This is a genomic window from Streptomyces sp. NBC_00005, assembly GCF_045160215.1.
Lineage (GTDB): Bacteria > Actinomycetota > Actinomycetes > Streptomycetales > Streptomycetaceae > Streptomyces.
Genome location: NZ_CP108316.1, coordinates 7,225,498 through 7,247,095 on the forward strand (window position 1 = coordinate 7,225,498; position 21,598 = coordinate 7,247,095).

Sequence of the window (21,598 nt, forward strand, 5' to 3'; positions counted from 1 at the left end):
GTCAGCCCTTCTTCGGGTGCGGTGTCGAGCCGTATGCCGTCAGGAACTTGTCGCGGAACGCGCTCATCTTCCAGACCGGGGCGTTGTGGGCGGGGCGCAGGCCGTCCGTCCAGTTCCAGTCGGCGATCTTGTCGAGGACCTTGGGGTCCTTGGCGACGATCGAGATCGGGACGTCGCGGCTGGCGTGGTTGCCGCTGACGCGGGCGATGGGCTGATGGTCGCCGAGGAAGACCAGGACGGTGTTGTCGTTGCCGTAGCGCTCCAGCCACTGGGTGAGGGCCGTCACCGAGTACTGGACCGACTTGCCGTACTCCGCCTGGGACTTGGGCGAGCTGGTGATGATGTCCGAGGGCTTCTTGCCGGCCTTCTGGATGCCCTTGAAGATCGAGCCGTCACCGAGCTGCTTCCAGGGGACCATCTTCGGTATCGGGGCCCACGGCTGGTGGCTGGAGGTCAGGATGACGAGTGACATCAGCGGCTTGGCGCGCTTCTTGCTGTGCTCCAGCTTCTGGAACTGCTCCAGCGCGTACTGGTCCGGCATCGTCGACCAGCTGAACTTCGGTCCCTTGTAGCCCATTTGGAAGGCGTTGCGGTACGTGTCCAGGCCGTAGAACTTCGACTCCGGCCAGCTCTTCTGCACACCCGGCATGATGCCGACCGTGTCCCAGTCGCCCGTCTTCTTGAACGCCTCGGTGAGGCTGAGGTGGTCGCTCGCCATGAGCGTGCGGTAGCGCTGCTGGTTGCTGATCCACAGGCCGGACATGGTGGTCGAGTGCCCGAGCCAGCTGCTGCCGCCGTAGGTCGCCGACGTCAGCCAGCCGCTCTTCGCGTGGAAGCCCGCCTTCGCGAGGGCCTTGGTGCGCACGTCGAGCGTCTTGTCGACGCCGGGCGCCTCGACCGGGTCCTCGATCGCGCTGCGGCCGTAGCTCTCGATGAACGTGAAGATCATGTCCTTGCCGCGCAGGTCCGGCAGCAGCTGGCTGGGTGGTGTGTTGCCGAACTTGTCCACCTTGGCGATCTTCTGGAACGCCGCCTCGTCCCGCAGCGTGTCGTGCACCCGGCGCGCCTGGATCGCCACCGCCCCGGCCGTCCGGTCGGAGGCGATCGGCACGCCCGCGATCTGCAGGCTCAGCGCGGAGCACAGCACCCAGACCGTCGTGGCGACCAGCGTCGCCCTGGTCGCCACCTGTTTGTTCCGGGCCAGCAGATTGCTGAGCCGGACCATCGCGAGCGCCATGAGGGTGAGCACGAGGACGACCAGGACGACGGCACCGACGCTCGCGCCGATCGCCACCGCCCTGCCCATCGAGTCCTCGACGTACGACTGCGCGTCGGGCAGCAGTTCCCAGTCGAGGACGAGGTTGAAGGCCCGCCCGAGGTACTGCCAGAAGCCCATGTCCAGGACGTTCAGGATCGTCATCGCGCCGAGGGCGACTCCGGACAGCACGGCCACCACCAGCCGCGGCCGACGCGGCAGCGCGAGCGCGACGGCGGCCCCGATGATGGCCTCCACCGGTATGCGCGTGAACCGGTCGGTCTGGAGCGCGCCGATCCGGTTCGGCATGACGAGTGCGCCGAGGACGAGGACCGCCGCGAGGACCGTGATCGTCCAGCGGGTGTTGCGTACGGCGGTGGGGTGCCGGTCGCGCCAGGCGGCGAGGCGGCCGCGCAGCCCGGCCCGCTCGGCCGTGCTCTCCGGCTCGCCCTCGGGTGACGTGCCCTCTGCGATGGTGTCGGCGGTGTCCGGCTGTTGACGAAGGCGCGTGAAGACAGGCACCCGAAGGTCCTTCCGTGCGAGGCCCGTGGCAAGGCGGCGGGCCACGCTGGGGAGGCTTGGACCCGCCGACATTCCGTACGTCCTGCTTCACGCGCTGGTTCAGAGAACAGGGCAAACACCGGGCAAACGCCCGGTCAACGTCGCCAATAGCGCTTTTGGGGGCCCGGGGCTGTGTGCCGATGTGTGACCGCCACACAACCATCCCCACCGAGCTTTTACGCGCCGCCAACCGCCGTCAGCAGAGCAAGAGGCGCCGCCGCGGACCGGGACTCCCGCACACACGCGTGCGGATACGGCACCGGCTCGGCATGGGTGTCCCGCCCATAGCCCGCGATGACCTCCGGCAGCCGATGCCCGGCTGTCGTCGCCGCGTCGACCAGGGCATGGGCGACCGTACGAGCCTCGTCGTGCAGCCCGTACCGCGCCAGCCCCAACGTGATCAGCGCGTTGTCGTGCGGCCACACCGAACCCCGGTGGTACGAGAGAGGGTGGTACGCCGCCTGGTCCGCGGCCAGCGTCCGTACGCCCCATCCGGAGAAGAAGTCCGGCTCCAGCAGCCGCCGGCCCACGACCTCCCCGTACTCCTTGTCCAGCAGCCCCGACCACAGCAGATGCCCGGCGTCGGAGGCCAGCGCGTCCACCTGGTTGCCATCACCGTCGAGCGCCAGCGCGGGGAACGAACGCTCCCGCATCCAGAAGTCCCGCTGGAAACGGTCCCGCAGATCAGCGGCCGCCTGTTCCAGCAGCGCCGCGTACGTCTCGTCCTCCCACACGGTGCGCGCGATCCACGCCGTGCGGCGCAACGCGTCGTACGCGTACCCCTGCGCCCCCGCCGCCATCACCGCGCCGCTCGGCCGCGTCCCGTCGGCGGAGCAGATCGCGCCGGGGGAGTCCTTCCAGTTCTGGTTGGCGAGGCCGCCCTGGTCGGCGCGGTAGACCAGATAGCCGCGCGAGGTGAGGCCGCCGTGGTCCAGCATCCAGCCGACCGCCGCACGGGCGTTGGGCTCCAGCCGGCGGGCGAGGGCCGCGTCGCGGGTCTGCTCGACGTACGCGCCCAGCAGGACGAGGAACAGCGGCGTGGCGTCGACCGAGCCGTAGTACCGCCCGAACGGAACCTGCCCGAAGTGCGCCAGCTCCCCGTGCCGCACCTCGTGCACGATCTTGCCGGGCTGCGACACCGAGTCCGCGCCGATCTCGGTCGCCTGTGCGGCGGCGAGGGCGGGCAGCGTGGCGGCGGCGAGCTGCGGGCGGTAGGGGAGGGCGAACAGCGAGGTGAGCAGTGCGTCGCGGCCCAGCAGGGTCAGGAACCAGGGCGCTCCGGCGGCCGGGACGCGCAGTTCCTCGCCGTCGGGGCCGGTCGCGGTGACCTGGAGCGAGGCGAGGTCGGCGAGCCCCCGCGCACAGGCCGCCGCCAGCTCGGGCCAGCCCGTCGGGAAGGACACGCCCTCCACGAACTCGCCCTCCAGTGCGCGGAGTTGATCGTTGGCGGCGCTCGGAGAGGCCGGGACCCGCGGCTGGCTCGTCGCCCCGTGCGGGCGGGCCGCGACCCGCAGGGCCAGCTCCGCCGTACCGTGCGGCGGCAGCTCCAGGGTCCATACGAGGCGACGGGCGCCCGTGCCCGTCTCCTCGACGCCGTCCGGAGCGGGCTCGGCCGTCACCGTCGTACTGGAACGCCACTCACCGCGCTGGTAGCTGAACTCGACGCCGTCGTCGAGGACCTGGCGGGAGCGGGTGGCGCCGATCTTGGTGTAGGTGCGGTGGTCGGAGCGCAGTTCGAACTGGTCGGTGAAGTCGGCGTCCGCGGTGACCGCGAGGCGGACCGTGGTCGGCACCGGACGGTTGCTGGTCACCCGCAGGGACTCGACGAACGCGCTGTCGCCGACGGCCTGTTCGCGGAAGATCGTGTACGCGGGCGGCTCCTGGCGTCCGCCGCGCGGGACGAGGACACAGCGCGCCGTGTCCCCGTCCGCGACCGGCGTGAGCGACTCCGGCACCGCGCCGTCGACCGTCAGTTGCCAACGGCTCAGATGCCGCGCGTCGCGCACGAACAACCCGTCCGGGGAGCTGGATCCCCGCACCCCGCTGATGTCCCCACCGTCGCCCACGGCCGCGAACGTCCCGCCGTGCACGAGCAGATGATGCCGGTCCGTCATGCCCGGTCGCCTCCCCTGAAAGCCCTGTCACTCATCTCGAACGTGCCGACGCCCGTGGGGGACACGCCGTGTCCGGGGCGCATGTGGAGCAGATCCAGCGCGAGCGCGGCGGTCCAGCCGAACCCGGTCGCGCCGCACGCCTCGCCGGTGAACGGGTCCACGTACTCCGCGAACCCGGAGGTGCCGGCGATGTCCAGGACGTCCTCCCGCAGCGCGTCGGCGCGCGCCTCCTCGCCGTGTGTGCGCAGCCCGCGCTCCAGCAGCCAGTTGGTGTTGAACCAGGCCGGCCCCCGCCAGTAGCGGTGCGGGTCGAAGGCCTCGCCGAGAAGGTCGTACGACGGGGCGAGGCGGGTCGTGGTGCCGAGGCCGAAGTGCGGTCCGCAGACCGTGCGGACGAGCGCCGCGGCGGTCTCGCGCGGGAGCGTGGGCAGCAGGAGGGGGATGAGGCCCGACACGCTCCGCTCCGGGATCAGCTCGCCGCTGTGCACGTCCCGGCAGAAGAACATCCCCTCCGCCGGGTCCCAGAGCCTGTCGAGCATCGCGCCCGTCAGCCGCTCCGCACGCGCGCGGCGGGCCGTGCCCGACGCCCCCAGCTCGTGCGCGATCCGGGCGAGTGCGTGCTCGGAGGCGATGAGCAGGGCGTTGAAGGACGGGTCCTCGACGGCGAACCCGGACGCCCCGTCGTCGTATCCGCGATCCCGGTAGTCGGTCGCCAGCCGCACGTACCGCCCGTAGTCCAGATCCGTCGGCCGGTCCTCGGCGGCCCCGTGGTCGAGGTCGGCGCGGCGGAAGGAGCGGGCCGGAGCGGGCGTGATCCGGCTCAACGGGGCGTCCCAGCAAGGGCTGTTGTCCATCCCCTGCTCCCAGGGGTGCACGACGGACGCGAGCCCGCCCCCGCCCAGGTCCCGCCGGTGCAGCAGATAGCGGTGCCAGGCGGCCAGCCGGGGATACGCCCGGGCCAGGAAGCCGCGCGCGCGTGACAGCCCCGGATCGGCGCGGTGCACCAGCCAGACCGCCAGCGCGTGCACCGGTGGCTGCACGATGCCGGAGGTCTGTACGGTGCGCGGGGCGCCCGCAGCGCGCCCCGCGGTCGAGGAGCGCCAGAAGTCGGGGCTCGGGAAGTACGCGTCGAGCGGTACGGAGGGGTTGAAGACGATGTGCGGGATGCGCCCGTCCTCCCACTGGGCGGACAGCAGCGTCTCCAGCTCCGTCTGCGCCCGTAACGGCGACAGGTGCCGCAGGCCGATCGCGATGAACGTGGAGTCCCAGGACCACTGGTGCGGATACAGGCTGCGCGAGGGGACGGTGGAGGCCCCGGTCCAGTTGTCCTCCAGGACGCGTGCGGCCCTGAGATGCAGCGAACCCGGCACGGGGGGTGGATCGTATACAACAGGGTGCTTCGCAGCACGACTGGCGAGTTGGGCAGTGCGATCCACGCGGGGCTCCCCGAGAGACGTCCGTCCGACCGGTTCGGTCTTGGCTACCGTAGGGTTACGTCTATTTAACACGCAAAACTCAATATGTAATGCAGTCTTGGGAAACACAAGGGGGTGCGCATGACTGGACGCGGCCAGGCTCGCGCCGGCGATCTGCTCGAACTGGTGCGAAGCGGGCGGGCCACCACGCGCGGCGCACTCCAGCAGGCCACCGGGCTCTCCCGCGCCACTGTCGGCCAGCGCCTCGACCGGCTCTTCCGCGCGGGCTGGCTGCGCGAGGGCGCCGGCGGTCCCGTCGACTCGCCCCTCGGCGGCCGTCCCTCCATCACCCTCGAGTTCGACGACGAGCACGCCGTCGTCCTCGCCGCCGACCTCGACACCCGCCACGCCCGCGCCGCCGTCCTCACGCTGACCGGCGAGCTCCTCGCGGAACACGGCGGCACGCTGGTCCTCGAGGGCGGCCCGGACGCCGTACTCGGCGAACTCGGCCGCTGGTTCGCCGAGTTGCTGGAGAAGGCCGGACAGCGGGCGGAGACGGTCTGCGGCATCGGGCTCGCGGTGCCGGGCCCCGTCGACCGCGACAGCGGCCGGGTCGTGCAGCCGCCGATCATGCCGGGCTGGGACGGCTACGACATACGAGGCCGCCTGGCCAGAGCCTTCACCGAGCACACGGGCGCCGGGCCGGTGCCGGTGCTCGTGGACAACGACGCGAACCTCATGGCGTACGGCGAACAGTGCACCGGATACGGCGACTGCTCGGCGTTCGTGCTGGTCAAGGTGTCGACGGGGATCGGCGCGGGCGTCGTGGTCGACGGCTCCATCTACCGCGGCATCGACGGCGGCGCCGGCGACCTCGGGCACATCCGGGTGGGCGCGGAGGCGCTGTGCCGGTGTGGCTCCTACGGCTGTCTGGCCGCCGTCGCGAGCGGTGGCGCCGTGGCGCGGCGGCTCGCGGAGGCCGGGGTGCCGGCGACCTCGGGCTCAGATGTGCGGGACCTGCTGGCGGCCGGGCATCCGGAGGCGGTCGGGCTCGCGCGGGAGGCCGGGCGGCAGGTCGGGGACGTACTGGCGACCGTCGTCACGCTGCTCAACCCCGGGGTCCTGATGATCGCGGGGGATTTGGCCGGAACCGCCTTCCTCACGGGCGTGCGGGAGTTGCTGTACCAGCGGGCGCTGCCCCGCTCCACGGCCCACCTGGAGGTCGTCACCTCACGGCTCGGGGAGCGGGCCGGGCTGGTGGGGGCCGGTGCGCTGGTCGTGGAGTACCTGTACGCACCGGAGCGGGTGGAGGAGCGCCTGCTCGCCATGGGCGTGTGAGGGTGGTTGATCGCTCCGGGCTGTGACGTTCGCATTTCGGTCCGGATACCCGTCCGCATGGTGAAATCGGGCCGTCCATGACAGCGTGATTCTTGCCACCCTTGATAAGGGTTGCGCTCAGATGAGCGGATCTTGAGCGGCTGCACTTCTCCAAGGGGTGGCACTGGGTGCCACCCCTTGATCGTTCATCGATCGAAATCAAACGCGCTCAGGGCCGCTCACATGAGCGAAAAACCGCACCTGCGGGCATGGGTGCGTTCAAGAAGTGAAAACATCGGCGCGTCACCGCTTGCCAAGCTTTGACTTTCGATCCGCTGGCGGACGACTGGTTACGGGCGCATGACGCGCGAGTGGACGTACCCAGACGCCTTTGATCTGGGTATGTTCCTGGCCGTCAGGGCAGCCACCGCGTCCTCGAGGAGTCGAGACCCGTGTCGGAAAACAAAGAACCCCACGTAGCGAAGTTCGTTTACGACTTCACCGAGGGAAACAAGGACCTCAAGGACCTCCTCGGCGGCAAGGGCGCGAACCTCGCCGAGATGACCAACCTCGGTCTTCCGGTCCCTCCCGGCTTCACGATCACCACTGAGGCCTGCAAGGTCTACCTCGACAGTGGCGACGAGCCGGCGGCACTGCGTGACGAGGTGAGTGCGCACCTCGTGGCTCTCGAAGAGAAGATGGGCAAGAAGCTCGGCCAGGCCGACAACCCTCTGCTCGTCTCCGTTCGTTCCGGGGCGAAGTTCTCCATGCCGGGCATGATGGACACCGTCCTGAACATCGGCCTCTCCGACAGGTCCGTGAAGGGCCTCGCCGACCAGGCGGGCGACGAGCGGTTCGCCTGGGACTCGTACCGCCGCCTCATCCAGATGTTCGGCAAGACCGTCCTCGGCGTCGAGGGCGACCTCTTCGAGGACGCGCTCGAGGCGGCGAAGGCGGTCAAGAAGGTCACCGTCGACACCGAGCTGGAGGCGGCCGACCTCAAGAAGCTGGTCACCAAGTTCAAGAAGATCGTCAAGACCGAGGCCGGCCGGGACTTCCCGCAGGACCCGCGCGAGCAGATGGACCTCGCCATCCACGCGGTCTTCGACTCCTGGAACACCGACCGCGCCAAGCTGTACCGCCGCCAGGAGCGCATCCCGGGCGACCTCGGCACGGCCGTCAACGTCTGCTCGATGGTGTTCGGCAACCTGGGCCCCGACTCCGGCACGGGCGTCGCCTTCACACGCGACCCGGCCTCCGGCCACCAGGGCGTCTACGGCGACTACCTGCAGAACGCGCAGGGCGAGGACGTGGTGGCGGGTATCCGCAACACGGTCCCGCTCGCGGAGCTGGAGCAGATCGACAAGAAGTCGTACGACCAGCTGATGCAGATCATGGGGACCCTGGAGAACCACTACAAGGATCTCTGCGACATCGAGTTCACCATCGAGCGCGGTCAGCTGTGGATGCTGCAGACGCGCGTGGGCAAGCGCACGGCGGGTGCGGCCTTCCGGATCGCGACCCAGCTCGTCGACCAGGGGCTGATCGACGAGACCGAGGCTCTCCAGCGGGTCAACGGCGCCCAGCTCGCGCAGCTGATGTTCCCGCGCTTCGACGAGGACGCGAAGGTCGAGAAGGTCGGCCGGGGCATCGCGGCGTCGCCCGGTGCGGCGGTCGGCAAGGCGGTCTTCGACTCGTACACCGCGGTGAAGTGGTCGCGTTCCGGCGAGAAGGTCATCCTGGTCCGCCGTGAGACCAACCCCGACGACCTCGACGGCATGATCGCGGCCGAGGGCATCCTGACGTCGCGCGGCGGCAAGACCTCCCACGCGGCCGTGGTCGCGCGCGGTATGGGCAAGACCTGTGTGTGCGGTGCCGAGGAGCTCGAGGTCGACACCAAGCGCCGGCGGATGACGGTGCCCGGCGGCCATGTGGTCGAGGAGGGCGACGTCATCTCCATCGACGGGTCGAGCGGCAAGGTGTACCTCGGCGAGGTGCCCGTCGTCCCCTCCCCGGTCGTGGAGTACTTCGAGGGCCGGATGCACGCCGGTGCCAACGACGCCGACGAACTCGTCGAGGCCGTGCACCGGATCATGGCGTTCGCCGACCGCAAGCGCCGGCTGCGGGTGCGGGCCAACGCGGACAACGCCGAGGACGCGCTGCGGGCCCGTCGCTTCGGGGCGCAGGGCATCGGTCTGTGCCGTACCGAGCACATGTTCCTCGGCGACCGGCGTGAGCTGGTGGAGCGCCTGATCCTGGCCGACACGGACGAGGAGCGCGAGGAGTCCCTCAAGCAGCTGCTCCCGCTGCAGAAGCAGGACTTCGTCGACCTGTTCTCGGCGATGGACGGCCTGCCCGTCACCGTCCGTCTGCTGGACCCGCCGCTGCACGAGTTCCTGCCCGACATCACCGAGCTGTCGGTGCGTGTCGCTCTCGCAGAGTCCCGCAAGGACCCGCACGAGAACGAGCTGCGCCTGCTGCAGGCGGTGCACCGGCTGCACGAGCAGAACCCGATGCTGGGCCTGCGCGGTGTGCGTCTGGGCCTTGTCATCCCGGGTCTGTTCACCATGCAGGTACGGGCGATCGCGGAAGCGGCGGCGGAACGCAAGAACGCCAAGGGCGATCCGCGGGCGGAGATCATGATCCCGCTCGTCGGCACGGTCCAGGAGCTGGAGATCGTCCGCGAGGAGGCCGACCAGGTCATCGCGGAGGTCGAGGCGGCGACGGGTACGCAGCTGAAGCTCTCCATCGGCACGATGATCGAGCTCCCGCGCGCGGCCCTCACGGCCGGCCAGATCGCGGAGGCGGCGGAGTTCTTCTCCTTCGGCACGAACGACCTCACCCAGACGGTGTGGGGCTTCAGCCGCGACGACGTGGAGGCCTCGTTCTTCACGGCGTACCTGGAGAAGGGCATCTTCGGGGTCTCGCCGTTCGAGACGATCGACAGGGACGGCGTCGGCGCGCTGGTGAAGTCCGCGGTGAAGGCCGGCCGCGAGACCCGCCCCGACCTGAAGCTCGGCGTCTGCGGCGAGCACGGCGGTGACCCGGAGTCGGTCCACTTCTTCCACGAGGTGGGTCTCGACTACGTCTCCTGCTCCCCGTTCCGGATCCCCGTGGCCCGCCTGGAGGCAGGCCGCGCGGCCACCGAGTCGACGGGCAGCGACCACCGGTAGGCCCCTGCTGGGCCATACGGCCACTGAACCCCGGAGCCGCCGCCCGTCCCCGACCCTCAACACCGATGGGCGGCGGCTCCGGATCACGAAAGAGGGCGGCATCCTGTGCGGGGGTGCCGCCCTTCTCCGCATTATCTGCCGGGACTGTCAAGCTAAGTCGCTGACCAGGGGAAACGGCGTTTGCTGGCGTTGGTTGCCGTTGAACCCGAGCGAGGCCGTTGTGCCCTCGTTGTGCCCTCCAGAGGTGCGGTTGGGTCCCGTTACGCGCTGGCCCCCAGACGGCCCCGATCATACGGATCGGCAGATTTACAGACTGCGCCGCGCCTCCGGTCCTGACTGCAGATTTCGTCCGAGGCGCAGCATCTGTCCCATGCGTGCCCCACAGTCCACAGTAAGCAGTCGCCAGCCCGGGGCTGATGACGGCTGGTCAGATAGGCATGACCAGATCCCTTCGGAGTTACCTAGTTCCGGCTCGACGCCGGGGGCGAGCCGCGCGCTCCCGAGCGGACTTCACTCAGCCAGTTCCTCCCGCTTCTGAACACTTGGAGCCTTCGGCCCCATACGCCCGGTAGCGTAAGTACGTGCCGGGCATTCTCAGACAGCCCAGCCGGATGCTAGCGGCGCCCTTCGTTCAGAGGGACTGCTGAGCTCGTTGCGAGTCGGGGGTGCGACATGACACGGGGCTGGAAGATCACAGTGGTGGTGCTCGCTGTGGTGGGCATTATCTCCACACCGCTCGTTTGGCTACTAAACGGCCCGGATGGCGGCCAGTTCGTCGGTGCCTCAGTCCAAGCTGCGGCAGGCGTGGGCGCGTTGGTGTGGGCTGTGCGGCAGCCTACGCCCGTCAGCGGGCCGCGCGATGAGGTCAGCGACAGCGGGAAGTCGGAAGCAAGTGACAGCGGCACAGCACACACCGGGATTCGACGGCCTGGTGGCCGGGGGCGCGGTTGGGCCCGTGTGAAGCGCTCAGGGAAGGCCACAGCCAAAGGGCCAGGCTCCAAGGCCGGAACCGGGATCGACTACACCCCCTGAACAACCGAGCAAGCGCAGAGGTAAGCGCGCCATGAAATGGCGACCATGGAAAGCCCGGGCAGCTAAGCGGCTACCGTCTGAAGCTCACGACGTGACCGTGAGCGCGACCGGTTCCGCCGACGCCCGTAGCGGGGCTACTGCGCACAGCGGCTACCACGGACCACTACCGCCTCAGCCAGTGCAGATCGGCAATACTGGTCCCGCAACCGCCAATGCCCCATTTTCCGTTGCCGTCAGCGGGAGCTACTACGACAACCGTGCGCCTATACCGCTACGCTGGCCGCGAGTTTTCGGCTCGATTCCAGAGTTGGCCTCGGCGTTCCAGCCCCGGGCCGCACTGCGGGAGAAGATCGGACAGGCTCGTGTCAATAGTGCCACTGTCGTGTTGCCCCAAGTCCTGCTAGGGGGCGGCGGCGTCGGTAAGACCCAATTGGCCGCCGCTTACGCCAAAGAGGCCCAAAAAAACGGGGTTGACCTAATAATCTGGGCCAACGCCGCGGAAACCGACCAGGTGATTACTCTCTATGCTCGGGTCGCCCTGGAACTTCAAGTTCCTGGCGCCTCTGGTCTCAATGCACAGTTCGACGCCGAACGCTTCATTGAGTGGTTGGAAACCACACCCCGGTCCTGGCTAATCATCCTTGATGACATAGATCCCGAGCGAATCACCCAATGGTGGCCACCATCCGCTCACAGAGGCCGAGGTCAGGTACTGGCCACGACCCGCCGCCAAGATGCCCTCTTGTACGGCGGCGGTCGAACCCTCATTGAGATCAGCGAATTCAACCTGCCGGAAGCGCAATCCTACCTCAACGACTCCTTTAAGCGCATTCACAAAAATCATCTTTTGGATGCGGCGGTAGATGCTGTGTGCGAGACATTGGGGCTGCTGCCCTTGGCGCTTTCGCACGCCGCAGCGTACATGGTCCAAGAAGACACGTCCTGCACTGAATATCTCGCCCTTTTCAACCGCAGACGCCTCCAGCTCGGTCAACTGCTGCCACGCTGGGCCGACACCGAGAGATACGGGCGTGAGGTCGCAACAAGCCTGCTAATCAACCTCGATGCTGCTCAGCATTGCGAACCGGTTGGCCTCGCGCTGCCCGCCCTGCGCCTTGCCGCGTGTTTGCACCCGGCAGGCCAACCTCACGTCCTCTGGACCACCCGCGCTATCGCAACGTTTCTGGCAAGCCAACTCGCCCCACATGAACGTAGAGAAGACGCGTCCCACGACAGCTCACAGACTGCCCGAAGTGTCTTACGTCTGCTCCACCGCTATGGACTGGTCGCAGACGACGCGCACCTTGAACCACGTGCCGTTCGCATCCATGCACTTACCGCTCGTGCCGCCCGTGAAGCCGCACCTACACCCGCGCTCGATAGAGCCAAGATCGCCGCCGCGGATGCTCTGTTGGAGATATGGCCCACGGCTCACCGTACTCAGCCAGACCTCAGCGCGGTTCTCCGGGCCAACACTGACAGCCTGGCCAGCGTCGCACACGAAGTCCTTTGGTCCACTGGCCGCCATTCCGTGATTCAGCAAGCTGGCTACGCATTGCTTGACGCCCATCTCCCTTCCATTGGGATCTCCTACGGCGAAACCCTTGTAGTGGATGCAAAGCGCACCCTAGGCCCCGACCATCCCGATACCCTCAGCGCCCTCAACAATCTCGCCGCCAGCTACGGGCAGGCGGGTCGGATTGACCATGCCATCAGTCTCATCCGTCAGGTTGTGGCCGACCGCGAACGCGTCCTGGGCTCTGACCATCCCGACACGCTCAATTCACGCGCAAACCTCGCTGCCTACTACTTGGAGACAGGGCGGACTGGCGAAGCCATCAACACCGCGGAGCAGGTTGCTACGGAAAGCGAACGCGTCCTAGGCCCTGACCATCCTGACACGATCAGGGCCCGCAACACCCTCGCCGCCAGCTACGGGCAGGCTGGTCGCATTGACGACGCCATCAACATCGCGGAGCAGGTCGTGGCCGACCACGAACGCGTCCAGGGCCCTGACCATCCCGACACGCTCACCGCACGAGCCAACCTCGCCGCCTCCTACGGGCAGGCTGGTCGCATTGACGACGCCATCAACATCGCGGAGCAGGTCGTGGCCGACCACGAACGCGTCCAGGGCCCTGACCATCCCGACACTCTCACCGCACGAGCCAACCTCGCCGCCTCCTACGGGCAGGCTGGTCGCATTGACGACGCCATCGACCTCACCCAACAGGTCGTGGCCGACCGCGAGCGCATCTTGGGCCCCGACCATCCCCATACACTCAACGCTCGCACTAACCTCGCCACGGGTTACTGGCAAGCAGGCCGCACTGACGTGGCTATAGCCTTGTTGGAAAATATAGCTGCTGGTTACGAGCGTGCCCTGGGCTTCAATCATCCGTACACCATCAGGGCGAAGGCAGACCTCTCTGCAGCCCAGCGCGCCCAGGCACCGATGGACGTCCAAAACCTGTGTGAGGCATTGCGACGATGGATGAATGAGCAGTCACGCACCTGGGATTGGCGCCGGCCAACATAATCCATATTGCTCCGAAGCAGCATCTGAGGACGTCACACATCTAACGGGCCGGAAAGAACGGTCCGAGTGCCGCCCTCGGGACAGTGGGCAGATTTACAGCGGGCTGGCTTCGACCCTCCTGAGCAGCCCATTTGATTGCTCAAGGTGCCTCTGGGGGCCACCTGGGGGAAGTCTCGCTGCGGCGCGCCCGTCTGATCCCGGTGCTACTGACTGGCGCCTCCACACCTATTGTTCTTGGCAACAGCAATAACGAAGGCGTGCAGTCCGTCCCACGCGCCACCGACCGTCAGGCTTTCACCACGACGGTACGCACGACGTAGACGCCGGACATCCTAGGCAGCAGATCCGAAGCTCGTTTGATGCGTTCCTTCCAGCCCTCGGGCCATTGGGTCTCCATGTCCCACAGAACACCTTCGAGGGCCACCTTGCTTAGATCTACCTCACGTAGATCGGCGCCTGTAAAGACATCCGCTGACCAGCTAAGGTTTTTGGAGGCTCTATCGAGATCGAGCGCCAGGCTAAAAGCGTCATCGACGGATCCGCCACCGAACTGGCCCTCAGTGGTGGCAGCGCGGTGCCGATTGGCAGTTTGGCTCGTCAGGATTTCTTCGATGGCGTCGGCGAGCACACCATCGACGTCGTGGCGGGCAATACCCTGAGCCTTTACCAACTCGTCTTCCACCGCATCAGCGTGGGCAGCCACGGCGTCGAGGTCCATTTGGTAAGTGCGGACGCCATCAGTGATACGGGCGTGGTTTCCTCGACTGTCGTTGCGGTCGGCCAGGCGATCGGCGCGTGCGCGAAGCGCCACATGGTGGCGAGCAGCGTCGAGGGCGTCGGCCAAGGCATGGGCCTGGTCTCGGGCCTTGCTCAGGTGATCACTGAGACGAAGCACAGCTTCCCGAGCGCTCAGGCGCGCCTCGTCCTCCCGGTCCCGAAGGCGCGAGCTGGCTGCCAAGATAGGAGACATGCCGGCGTAGAAGCCGTATTCATCGTCTATGAATGGTTGGGACTCTTCGCCGCCTCCCGGGTCGCACCTGATGACGATCTCGCGGACGGTTTCGGCGGTAATCGCCCCGTCCTCTTGGACCAGGGAGGCGACTTCGGCGGCGAAGCGCTCGACGACTTCGGGATCGGCGTCCGCGGGGGCATGTCTCGCCACCAGCTCCCGGGCGATCTCTGCGGCGGGCTTCTTGGTCACAGCGTCTCCCCGGGCTTGGCCCCTGGCCTGTCGTTCTTCGGTGTGCACCACGCGCAGTAGGCGAACCGAGAGATGGCGGGCACCCACAGGGTCTTCATGGCCTTCTCCTCTGCCCAGGATCTCACGTATTGCCGCGGTATCTGTCCTGCCTCCGTTGCCCTATCTAGATAGCGATTGACGCACGCTCGCCAGCATTGGTCGGCTGCCTGCATTCCCTCCTGGTGTACCGCCACGAAGGCATCCGTGAAGTCGGCATTGAGCCCGGTAAGCATGTCCAGCGTCCGTTCGTACCTGGTGGGGAGCCCCGGATCACTCCCCACCCAAGACGGCCTGGAGACGCCTCCGTTCTCCTGCACCTCCTTGTCGATCTCGCGGGCAGGCGTGTTTCGTCGATCTTCGGCACGTGAAGTGAGCAGATAGGCGACGATGCCAGCAATCAGCGCCGGCAGCACCAGCCAGCCGATGACGGACAGCGGCCAAGTGCTCCACGGGTAGGAAGCGTTCTTTGGACTCCGCCGACCGACCAAGGTCTCCCAGGTGTCAGACCAGCCCACGAGGCACCACTCGGCCACGAAGGGGGCTACGACGATGACCAGGATCCACCATCTCGCTCGCCACAAAACGTGGCTCAGTTTGCCCAAGGTGTGTTCGTCCACCACCTGTGCCTCCGGGGGCAGAACGTGCAGTGCAGTCCCTCGGAGCCGGCGTACCGGCCAATGCGACCGTAAGCCTCCTCCGCACGGGTACGCGACCGGAGAGAGATCCTTCGTGATCACCAAAAGGCGCACATGGGTCTGTTTATGAGCATCGGCGCCGCCCGCCTCAGCCACCTTTGGACAGCCATGGCGCGGCAGACTTACTACGGGCTCCGTCCGTCACATACGACCTGCGATTTCTCCTAGACATGCCCTCCCAGGGGGACGCCTGGGGGCCGAAGGCTCCCCGAGTTGCCTGCACGGCGCGCTTCGTCCGCACTCGGCTCGCGACGCTGCGCACATCCGAGACTGCAGCGCTTCGTCAGGTGCCGGCAGCTTTACAGTCCCCCCAAGACCGCACCACCGCATGCCCTCTGACCTGTGCTTTTATACGCCCCTGCGAGGCCATCACCGAATCTCGTCCACGTATCGTCCTGATCTTGGAGGTCGCCGGACTGAGAGTGAAGGGTGCGGGTGCGGCGAAACCCCCAGCCTGTGATGGCAATCTCGGCAGGCTGATGGCTACTCCACTTCTTGAAGGTCATCGAACGTGAGTTGCCCTGAAGGCTCGGTGCGCTCACGCCACGGGCCTAGGAGGGGTCGAGGGACTTTCAGGATCCACCTGCTCCTGATCCTGGTTCCGTTCGTGAGTGTGGCGGTCAGCCGGGCGCGCTTGATGTCGTCGAGCCGAAAGATTCTGGCTGTATCGGTTTGGGCCGTCCACGCGATGCCGCCGAAGGGCGGGATTTCCTTCGCTTCGTCACCCTTGATGATCTTCAGTCGACCCATCCCCCTGGCTATCCGAGGGGAGCGCCTACGACCACGATCAAATTCCACCAAGAGGCTGGACACCGTCACCGCAGCCTGACTCTTGTTCATAAGGCGGACTGAGAAGTACCCGCGTTGCCCTGCACGGTCCCAGCGCGGAGGAGCCCAAGGGTTCCAGTACACACTCATGTAGACGCGCGGTCGCCCACGGCGGTACGTGGCGAGCGAGACAGTCATGTTGAGCCCCGTGAAGAGGGCACTAACCGACGCTACGACGATGGCGATGACCGGAAACGACATGGGCCAAGGATGCCCAGCAGCACGCCCGTTGGATCCTGACTTGAGCAGCTTCAGCGGTTGGTCATGGCGCTCGTCGTGCCCCAGCTGCCTGAAGCCAGCTAAGCCTCCACGCCACGGCGATGGGCACCAGGTTGCGTCGCCGCCTGGTCGGCGTTCGCCGCTGCTCAGGCACCATCAGCGACAGTTGCGGACGTCAGTGGATCGTCTCGGAGCGACATCTGAATTAGACCGCATGTGAGACCGCGAGCCGCAGCGTATGCCACCCAGGGCCGCAGCCGGCCGGACGGAAACTCCGTAAAGAATTACATTAGCCGCACTGGCACTACACTGGACGCCGCCCCAATCAAGCCACACAATCGCCAGATATTGCCAACCCTAGAGGGAGTAAAGAAAGGCTCGGACCTCATTCAAGTTAACGTATTCGACGTTATCTGGATGAACCACTACCGTGAGTTCGCGCGATACGACACCCTCTCGCGACCGTGCAACAAATGAAAGTATTACCATCTTGATCAGGCTTTCGTGGTCGAGGTTATCCACTCTTGCTAAATCTGATCCCAACACTGGGATCGCTACCGGATTCAGATGACCATGCTCCGCCACGGCCCCCCAAGTACCACCAAGGCAATTCCAGAGGTTATTGACGCTGGACTGCGCCGTAAGATTGTTGCCCATACGCGAGTATGCAACGCAGTAGTACTTTACTGACTGGCGGACTAGTACAGCGACCGTGCCGATCGGGTAGCGCTTTCGCTTACCTCGCGGTTTCGCTTCTTCGCTTTCAACAAAGGAGACTTGATGATTGCGCAGAGCCGCTTCGAGCGCACCTTCCAGACTTCCCTCATCTCCACCGAAAACATTAGAGAGGAGCTGACCTTGCACGCTCCTCGGCGATATAATATCCCCTCCGTTCGTAGTGGTATCAAAGACATCGGTAAATCCAACTATAAGATCAGCCCCTTCGGAGAATAAGTCTCCAACCTTCACGGTGACCATGAAGTTTGGATGCGCAAACCCACGACTAAACTCCCTTCGGGGTGCAGATTGGAGAAATGCCCAAATAGCTGCGATGGCAGAAATAGCGACAATGACCCTGCCCCCCTGAAGCAGGGATACGGGTCGAACCGCAAGGATAAGCTGAGTGAGCCCCGACAGGGCCGCAAATGGAATGGCGAAATTCGTCGAAATCAGCCGCCATCCCCTGCGCGTACACAGCGCCGCCCACAATTGCCCCACGACTGAGAGTACCTGTCCCGGCCTAGGTGGCCGCTAGAAGGGCGGGTGCCCAAAGATATCGCTACCGTCCTCCGACTTGAGGTAAATAGCCGTTTGGTTGGCCTTCGCTACAGTCGCTAGGGCTCCTTCAAATCCCCCCACCTTTCCCGCAGCTCGATCGTTCAAAAATACCTCGACCCCATATTTGTTCACGTTTGCGTTCCTGACGGCATCAGGACCTAGCATCTCCTCAAGTTGGCGAATGGTCGCCATGGCGCGCTGGTTTACATCAGCAGTAACGTCGGTGCTCATGAAAATCACCCTTCTCGAAGGGGCGATGTGAATCTCTCGCGGTTCATTGATCGTGTAATGAGCCGAAGGGCGGTTAACAGAATCGACTCTTCGCTCCAGACCCCCGAGGCGTGTATTCTGCTCACGGACCAGACCAACCAGTTCGTTCAAGATTTCTGAAGTATCCCGTTCAGGGACCTGAGCTTTTGGTTGCTGCCCCCTGATCTCACCGAGTTTACTTTCCAGGTCGCCCCAGAATTTTTCAAAGATCGTACGCAGACGGTCATGCTCAACCTTGTTTTCGCAATTATCATTTATAGATTTGACCATCGACCATACGTCTTCTCGACTCGAACTGTCGGTGGCTTGGAACTGCGTGAGTGGACCGATCAGATCCTTGATCGGCATGTCGAGGAGAAAGGGAGCTAGTGAACTCTCGCCCAACACCCGAGAAATGGCACCGGACTCAAAGTTGATCCATGGGGCTGATTGATTATCACGCGTAACACAAACAATGCCGAAGGAGCACTCCTGTAGTTGGGTAGCGATCGCGTATAGCCCTCGCTCCCCCTTTGAAATGTCCTGAGACGAGACAAATGGTGCGATCTCCTGGTTGATGAAGGGGAGCCACTCTCGAAGGGTCTCTGCACACCGCTTGGAGACATCTCCGGACCAACTGATGAAGACCTGCATGTGCCTCGATCCGTCCTGTGCCGCTCTGGTGACCAGACATAATGCCCCAACTGGTCAGGTGCTGGTTGCGCTTTGAGGTCAACGGCGGCGAACGCGCACGGATTGCGGCGGGTTGGGACCGCCCCCCGCGCTTGCGGGTCGCCGTCCGGACCCCTCCGCAGCGGGCGCGAGCCATGGGATTCTTGGGGGTGACGACCGGCGAACGGAGAGGGAGAGCGAGTGTCGCAGCAGGCCAGCCCTCGGGGAACCTTCCTGAAGATTGCCGACTCAGTGAAGGCACTGATCGAGGGCGACCCGGAGATGACAGAGCTGCCGTCCTTGACTGAGGTCATGCGGGAACACGGCGTCTCACGCGGCGTTGCCATCCGCGCGTACGGGGTACTGCGGCAGGAGGGCTTGGCCGAACCTGCGCCAGGCGAGCGGTGGCGCGTCGTGCGCTCGGGTGATCGAGTCGACCGGCGTCCGCTCGATCAGCGGATCGCAGACATCATCACGGCTGACGGACTCGAGGTAGGGGAAGCGTTCCCGAGTGCTTCTGTGCTCGCCGAACGGTTCGGGGTCTCCCGTCCCACGGTGACCAAAGCGCTGGAAAAGTTGGAGACCGCCGGCGTGCTGGCTGGCGGAGGACAGGGCAGAGTGCGGACGGTCCGCGCCGTGCCGACGCGAGAGGAGCGTTCGTAGCTTGCCGACGTTGACGGAGTGGGCCTATCCACTGGCTGAGTCCCTGCTCGCCGAGCCGCTGCCGCGGCGGTGGAAGCACTGCCTAGGGGTCGCCGAGAGGGCACGTACGATCTCCCTCGTTCTTGGCCATGACGCCGACCTGTTGGAGGCCGCGGCGGTACTGCACGACATCGGCTATGCACCGGACCTGGCCAAGACGGGATTTCACCCACTGGACGGCGCCCGCTACCTCCGAGACGTGGCCAACGCAGACGAACGTGTCGTCAAACTGGTCGCTCATCACTCCTGCGCCTGGTTGGAGGCGGAAGCGCGCGGCCTGCGTGACGAATTGGAGGGCGAGTTCTCCCGCGAGAGCGCCCACTTGAACGACGCGCTCTGCTACTGCGACATGAACACCACGCCGGACGGCACATCCACGAACCCGATCGACCGGATCAACGAGATTGCTGGACGCTACGGGCCCGACAGCCTCATCGGAAGGTTCATCCGACGCGCGGAGCCCGAGATCCATGCGTGCACGTCCCGCGTCCTCGAACGCGTCGCCGCCGCCAAGCGTCAGCCGATGTAGGGAGCGGTACGCGTTCGGTCCATGGCGTGCTCGATACGGAGCCGCATAGTGGGGTGGACGTCCAACTCCCGCAGGTCTGTTGGGTCAACCCAACGGACCTGCGTCGTCTCATTGCTCGTACGCAGTTCGCCGCCGACAGGCTGCGCACGGAAGCAGATGCTGAACTGCTGCCGCACTTCGCCGTCGTCGTACTGCATGACGTGACCAGGGTCTGTGTAGATCCCGGACAGGTCGAGGACTTCGGCCTTGATGCCCGTCTCTTCCCAGACCTCCCGAACCACCGTGTCGCTGATGGACTCGCCCACGTCGTGGCCACCGCCGGGTAGCGCCCAACGTCCGTTGTCGGATCGCTGAATCATGAGCACCTGTCCCTCATCGTTCTCGACGAACGCCACGACCGACGGAACGACCGAGTTGGCCGGCGGTGCATCCGGATCGTGCAGGTAGTCGATGCGTCCCATGCTCAAGCTCCCGTGATGTCGTGTTCGGTTACTGGCCTGGCGCCTTCCCAGGTCTGCTGAACGCTATTGGCAAAGGTGTCGAACAGCCCACCTCCGGGGAGCCGCCGCAGGTGGAACACAGGCGCCATGTAGGCGCCTATGCCGTAGACGTGGGTGTTGGCCAACATCTCGTCATCAGCGCGGTAGATCGAGTTGTAGAGCACCGTGTCGTGCAAGCGGAAGTCAATCTCGGGGTGGCTGGTGAACAGCGGACGGTAGTTCATCAACGCATTACGGATCTTGCCATCCATGATGCGATGCCCTTCGTCGATGCCGCGTCGGATGACGGCTTCGCACTCTGGATCACCCATGAGTACCCGGATGCGGACGCCGCTCTCGGACTTTTTCTTCAGCGTCGAGAAGAAGTGAGGATCTTCCGCCAGGTAGATGCCGGCATACACGAGGATGTCGATGCACTCCGTGGCACGCTCGCACATCTCGCGCCAGAGGTCTGACGGCACCGTGTGGCGATGCGGGTAGGCAGTGACGATCTCGGCCTTCGTCAGGTCCGATGCACTCTCGGCATTGCGGTCGTCGTCCCAGAGCGTCGTCACGTCGACCTTGAGAGCTGCCGCCGTTGCGTACTGATGCCGCCGATACGGCGCCTTGCCTTGCGTGATCCAGCGCTCAACGGTCTTCGGGTTGACCTTGATCTCCTCAGCGAGGCTCTGAATGGTCATGCCTCGCGCCAACAGAGCCGATCGCAAGCGCTCGTTGGACATCTGCCCCCTCCGTTGGACATCTAGGGAGCTCTTGACGGTAGCGAGATCAACCAGAGCTGTCCACGGGTGGGGTGACCAACTCCCCTGACCTGGGGCGATTCTGATTGTGCGCCAAGAAGTCCCGGCGCAAACACCAGTGGGTTCCGTGCAGTACTTGACGGACCCCTATGCAGTACCTGTAAAACAGGTACTGCAACGCGCAAGACCCCGCCTGGCCCGCTTACACGCGGCCCGTGCGGCAGGGGAGACGTAGAAGTCCGTCGTCTTCACGGATTGATCGGTGTCATCGGCTAAGCCGTTGGTCTGACCCTCGGGCGTAGACCCAGGGACCGGATCGGCGGGGATCCCGGTGGTTGGGCTGCACCCGGTCCATGACAGGTAGCCATTCCAGGGAGATCGACTCAGCGAGTGACGACTGAGTGACGCGGTGACCGCGCGCCGTCCAAAGGAGGCGGAGCAAGGCGCATACGGGAGCCGCGAGACGACAGTGACGGGCTTTCCCGTCACTCGTCATGCGGGCAGGGCGCCGGCGTCACGTCGGTGGCCTGCCCGTTTGAT

Annotated in this window: 15 protein-coding genes; 5 read left to right on the forward strand and 10 right to left on the reverse strand. The window is 65.7% G+C overall.

Annotated elements, in window-relative coordinates:
* Position 1: 1 nt before the first annotated feature.
* The 3 genes from OG303_RS33105 to OG303_RS33115 all read right to left on the reverse strand — a co-directional run bounded on the left by OG303_RS33105 (position 2) and on the right by OG303_RS33115 (position 5,366).
* Positions 2 to 1,564 (reverse strand): CDP-alcohol phosphatidyltransferase, encoded by a 1,563-nt coding sequence (locus OG303_RS33105; protein ID WP_405877616.1) that lies wholly within the window; start codon positions 1,562 to 1,564, stop codon positions 2 to 4.
* Positions 1,565 to 1,992: 428 nt separating this feature from the next.
* Positions 1,993 to 3,930, reverse strand: coding sequence for a glycogen debranching N-terminal domain-containing protein (locus tag OG303_RS33110; RefSeq protein ID WP_405873026.1), 1,938 nt, complete (start codon positions 3,928 to 3,930; stop codon positions 1,993 to 1,995).
* Positions 3,927 to 5,366 (reverse strand): amylo-alpha-1,6-glucosidase, encoded by a 1,440-nt coding sequence (locus OG303_RS33115; RefSeq protein ID WP_405873027.1) that lies wholly within the window; start codon positions 5,364 to 5,366, stop codon positions 3,927 to 3,929. The genes OG303_RS33110 and OG303_RS33115 overlap by 4 nt, the downstream gene beginning before the upstream one ends.
* Before the next feature lie 120 nt (positions 5,367 to 5,486).
* On the opposite strand from OG303_RS33115, the gene OG303_RS33120 reads away from it, so the two are divergent.
* From OG303_RS33120 to OG303_RS33130, 3 genes are all read left to right on the forward strand, one after another.
* On the forward strand, positions 5,487 to 6,683 hold the full coding sequence (locus OG303_RS33120; protein ID WP_405873029.1) for an ROK family protein: 1,197 nt from the start codon (positions 5,487 to 5,489) through the stop codon (positions 6,681 to 6,683).
* Positions 6,684 to 7,114: 431 nt separating this feature from the next.
* A complete protein-coding gene (ppdK, locus tag OG303_RS33125; RefSeq protein ID WP_405873030.1) occupies positions 7,115 to 9,835 on the forward strand; it encodes a pyruvate, phosphate dikinase in 2,721 nt (906 codons plus the stop codon).
* A 1,210-nt stretch (positions 9,836 to 11,045) separates the two neighbouring features.
* Positions 11,046 to 13,406, forward strand: a complete 2,361-nt coding sequence (locus tag OG303_RS33130) for a tetratricopeptide repeat protein (protein WP_405873031.1) — start codon at positions 11,046 to 11,048, stop codon at positions 13,404 to 13,406.
* A 286-nt stretch (positions 13,407 to 13,692) separates the two neighbouring features.
* Here the strand turns inward: OG303_RS33130 and OG303_RS33135 are convergent, their stop codons facing one another.
* From OG303_RS33135 to OG303_RS33155, 5 genes are all read right to left on the reverse strand, one after another.
* Entirely contained in the window at positions 13,693 to 14,607 is a 915-nt protein-coding gene (locus OG303_RS33135; protein WP_405873032.1) for a hypothetical protein, read from the reverse strand.
* Positions 14,604 to 15,263: a DUF6313 family protein gene (locus tag OG303_RS33140; RefSeq protein WP_405873034.1), complete on the reverse strand. Its 660-nt coding sequence runs from the start codon at positions 15,261 to 15,263 to the stop codon at positions 14,604 to 14,606. Before OG303_RS33140 ends, OG303_RS33135 begins: the two co-directional genes overlap by 4 nt.
* 561 nt (positions 15,264 to 15,824) lie before the next feature.
* Positions 15,825 to 16,370 carry a hypothetical protein gene (locus OG303_RS33145; RefSeq protein WP_405873035.1) on the reverse strand — a complete coding sequence of 182 codons (546 nt, stop codon included), beginning with the start codon at positions 16,368 to 16,370 and terminating at the stop codon, positions 15,825 to 15,827.
* Between the two features lie 375 nt (positions 16,371 to 16,745).
* Positions 16,746 to 17,366 carry a macro domain-containing protein gene (locus tag OG303_RS33150; protein WP_405873036.1) on the reverse strand — a complete coding sequence of 207 codons (621 nt, stop codon included), beginning with the start codon at positions 17,364 to 17,366 and terminating at the stop codon, positions 16,746 to 16,748.
* Between the two features lie 273 nt (positions 17,367 to 17,639).
* Positions 17,640 to 18,569 (reverse strand): hypothetical protein, encoded by a 930-nt coding sequence (locus OG303_RS33155; protein ID WP_405873038.1) that lies wholly within the window; start codon positions 18,567 to 18,569, stop codon positions 17,640 to 17,642.
* A 219-nt stretch (positions 18,570 to 18,788) separates the two neighbouring features.
* Here OG303_RS33155 and OG303_RS33160 point away from each other — a divergent pair, with 219 nt between their 5' ends.
* Both OG303_RS33160 and OG303_RS33165 read left to right on the forward strand, forming a co-directional pair.
* The gene (locus OG303_RS33160; RefSeq protein ID WP_405873039.1) at positions 18,789 to 19,250 is read left to right on the forward strand and encodes a GntR family transcriptional regulator; all 462 of its coding nucleotides are present in this window, start codon (positions 18,789 to 18,791) and stop codon (positions 19,248 to 19,250) included.
* 1 nt (position 19,251) lies between these two features.
* Positions 19,252 to 19,818, forward strand: coding sequence for an HD domain-containing protein (locus tag OG303_RS33165; protein WP_405873040.1), 567 nt, complete (start codon positions 19,252 to 19,254; stop codon positions 19,816 to 19,818).
* On the opposite strand, the gene OG303_RS33170 is transcribed toward OG303_RS33165, so the two are convergent.
* Together OG303_RS33170 and OG303_RS33175 are read right to left on the reverse strand one after the other, a co-directional pair.
* Positions 19,806 to 20,279 (reverse strand): NUDIX domain-containing protein, encoded by a 474-nt coding sequence (locus OG303_RS33170; RefSeq protein ID WP_405873042.1) that lies wholly within the window; start codon positions 20,277 to 20,279, stop codon positions 19,806 to 19,808. The two genes, OG303_RS33165 and OG303_RS33170, sit on opposite strands and share 13 nt — an antisense overlap.
* Before the next feature lie 2 nt (positions 20,280 to 20,281).
* Positions 20,282 to 21,040, reverse strand: a complete 759-nt coding sequence (locus tag OG303_RS33175) for an XRE family transcriptional regulator (protein ID WP_405873043.1) — start codon at positions 21,038 to 21,040, stop codon at positions 20,282 to 20,284.
* Positions 21,041 to 21,598: the final 558 nt, after the last annotated feature.

Bases quoted from the DNA above. Each gene is read 5' to 3' on its own strand.
- OG303_RS33105 (WP_405877616.1), bottom strand. From the start codon at position 1,564: ATGCCGAACCGGATCGGCGCGCTCCAGACCGACCGGTTCACGCGCATA.
- OG303_RS33110 (WP_405873026.1), bottom strand. From the start codon at position 3,930: ATGACGGACCGGCATCATCTGCTCGTGCACGGCGGGACGTTCGCGGCC.
- OG303_RS33120 (WP_405873029.1), top strand. From the start codon at position 5,487: ATGACTGGACGCGGCCAGGCTCGCGCCGGCGATCTGCTCGAACTGGTG.
- OG303_RS33145 (WP_405873035.1), bottom strand. From the start codon at position 16,370: ATGTCGTTTCCGGTCATCGCCATCGTCGTAGCGTCGGTTAGTGCCCTC.
- OG303_RS33150 (WP_405873036.1), bottom strand. From the start codon at position 17,366: ATGGTCACCGTGAAGGTTGGAGACTTATTCTCCGAAGGGGCTGATCTT.
- OG303_RS33155 (WP_405873038.1), bottom strand. From the start codon at position 18,569: ATGCAGGTCTTCATCAGTTGGTCCGGAGATGTCTCCAAGCGGTGTGCA.
- OG303_RS33170 (WP_405873042.1), bottom strand. From the start codon at position 20,279: ATGGGACGCATCGACTACCTGCACGATCCGGATGCACCGCCGGCCAAC.
- OG303_RS33175 (WP_405873043.1), bottom strand. From the start codon at position 21,040: ATGTCCAACGAGCGCTTGCGATCGGCTCTGTTGGCGCGAGGCATGACC.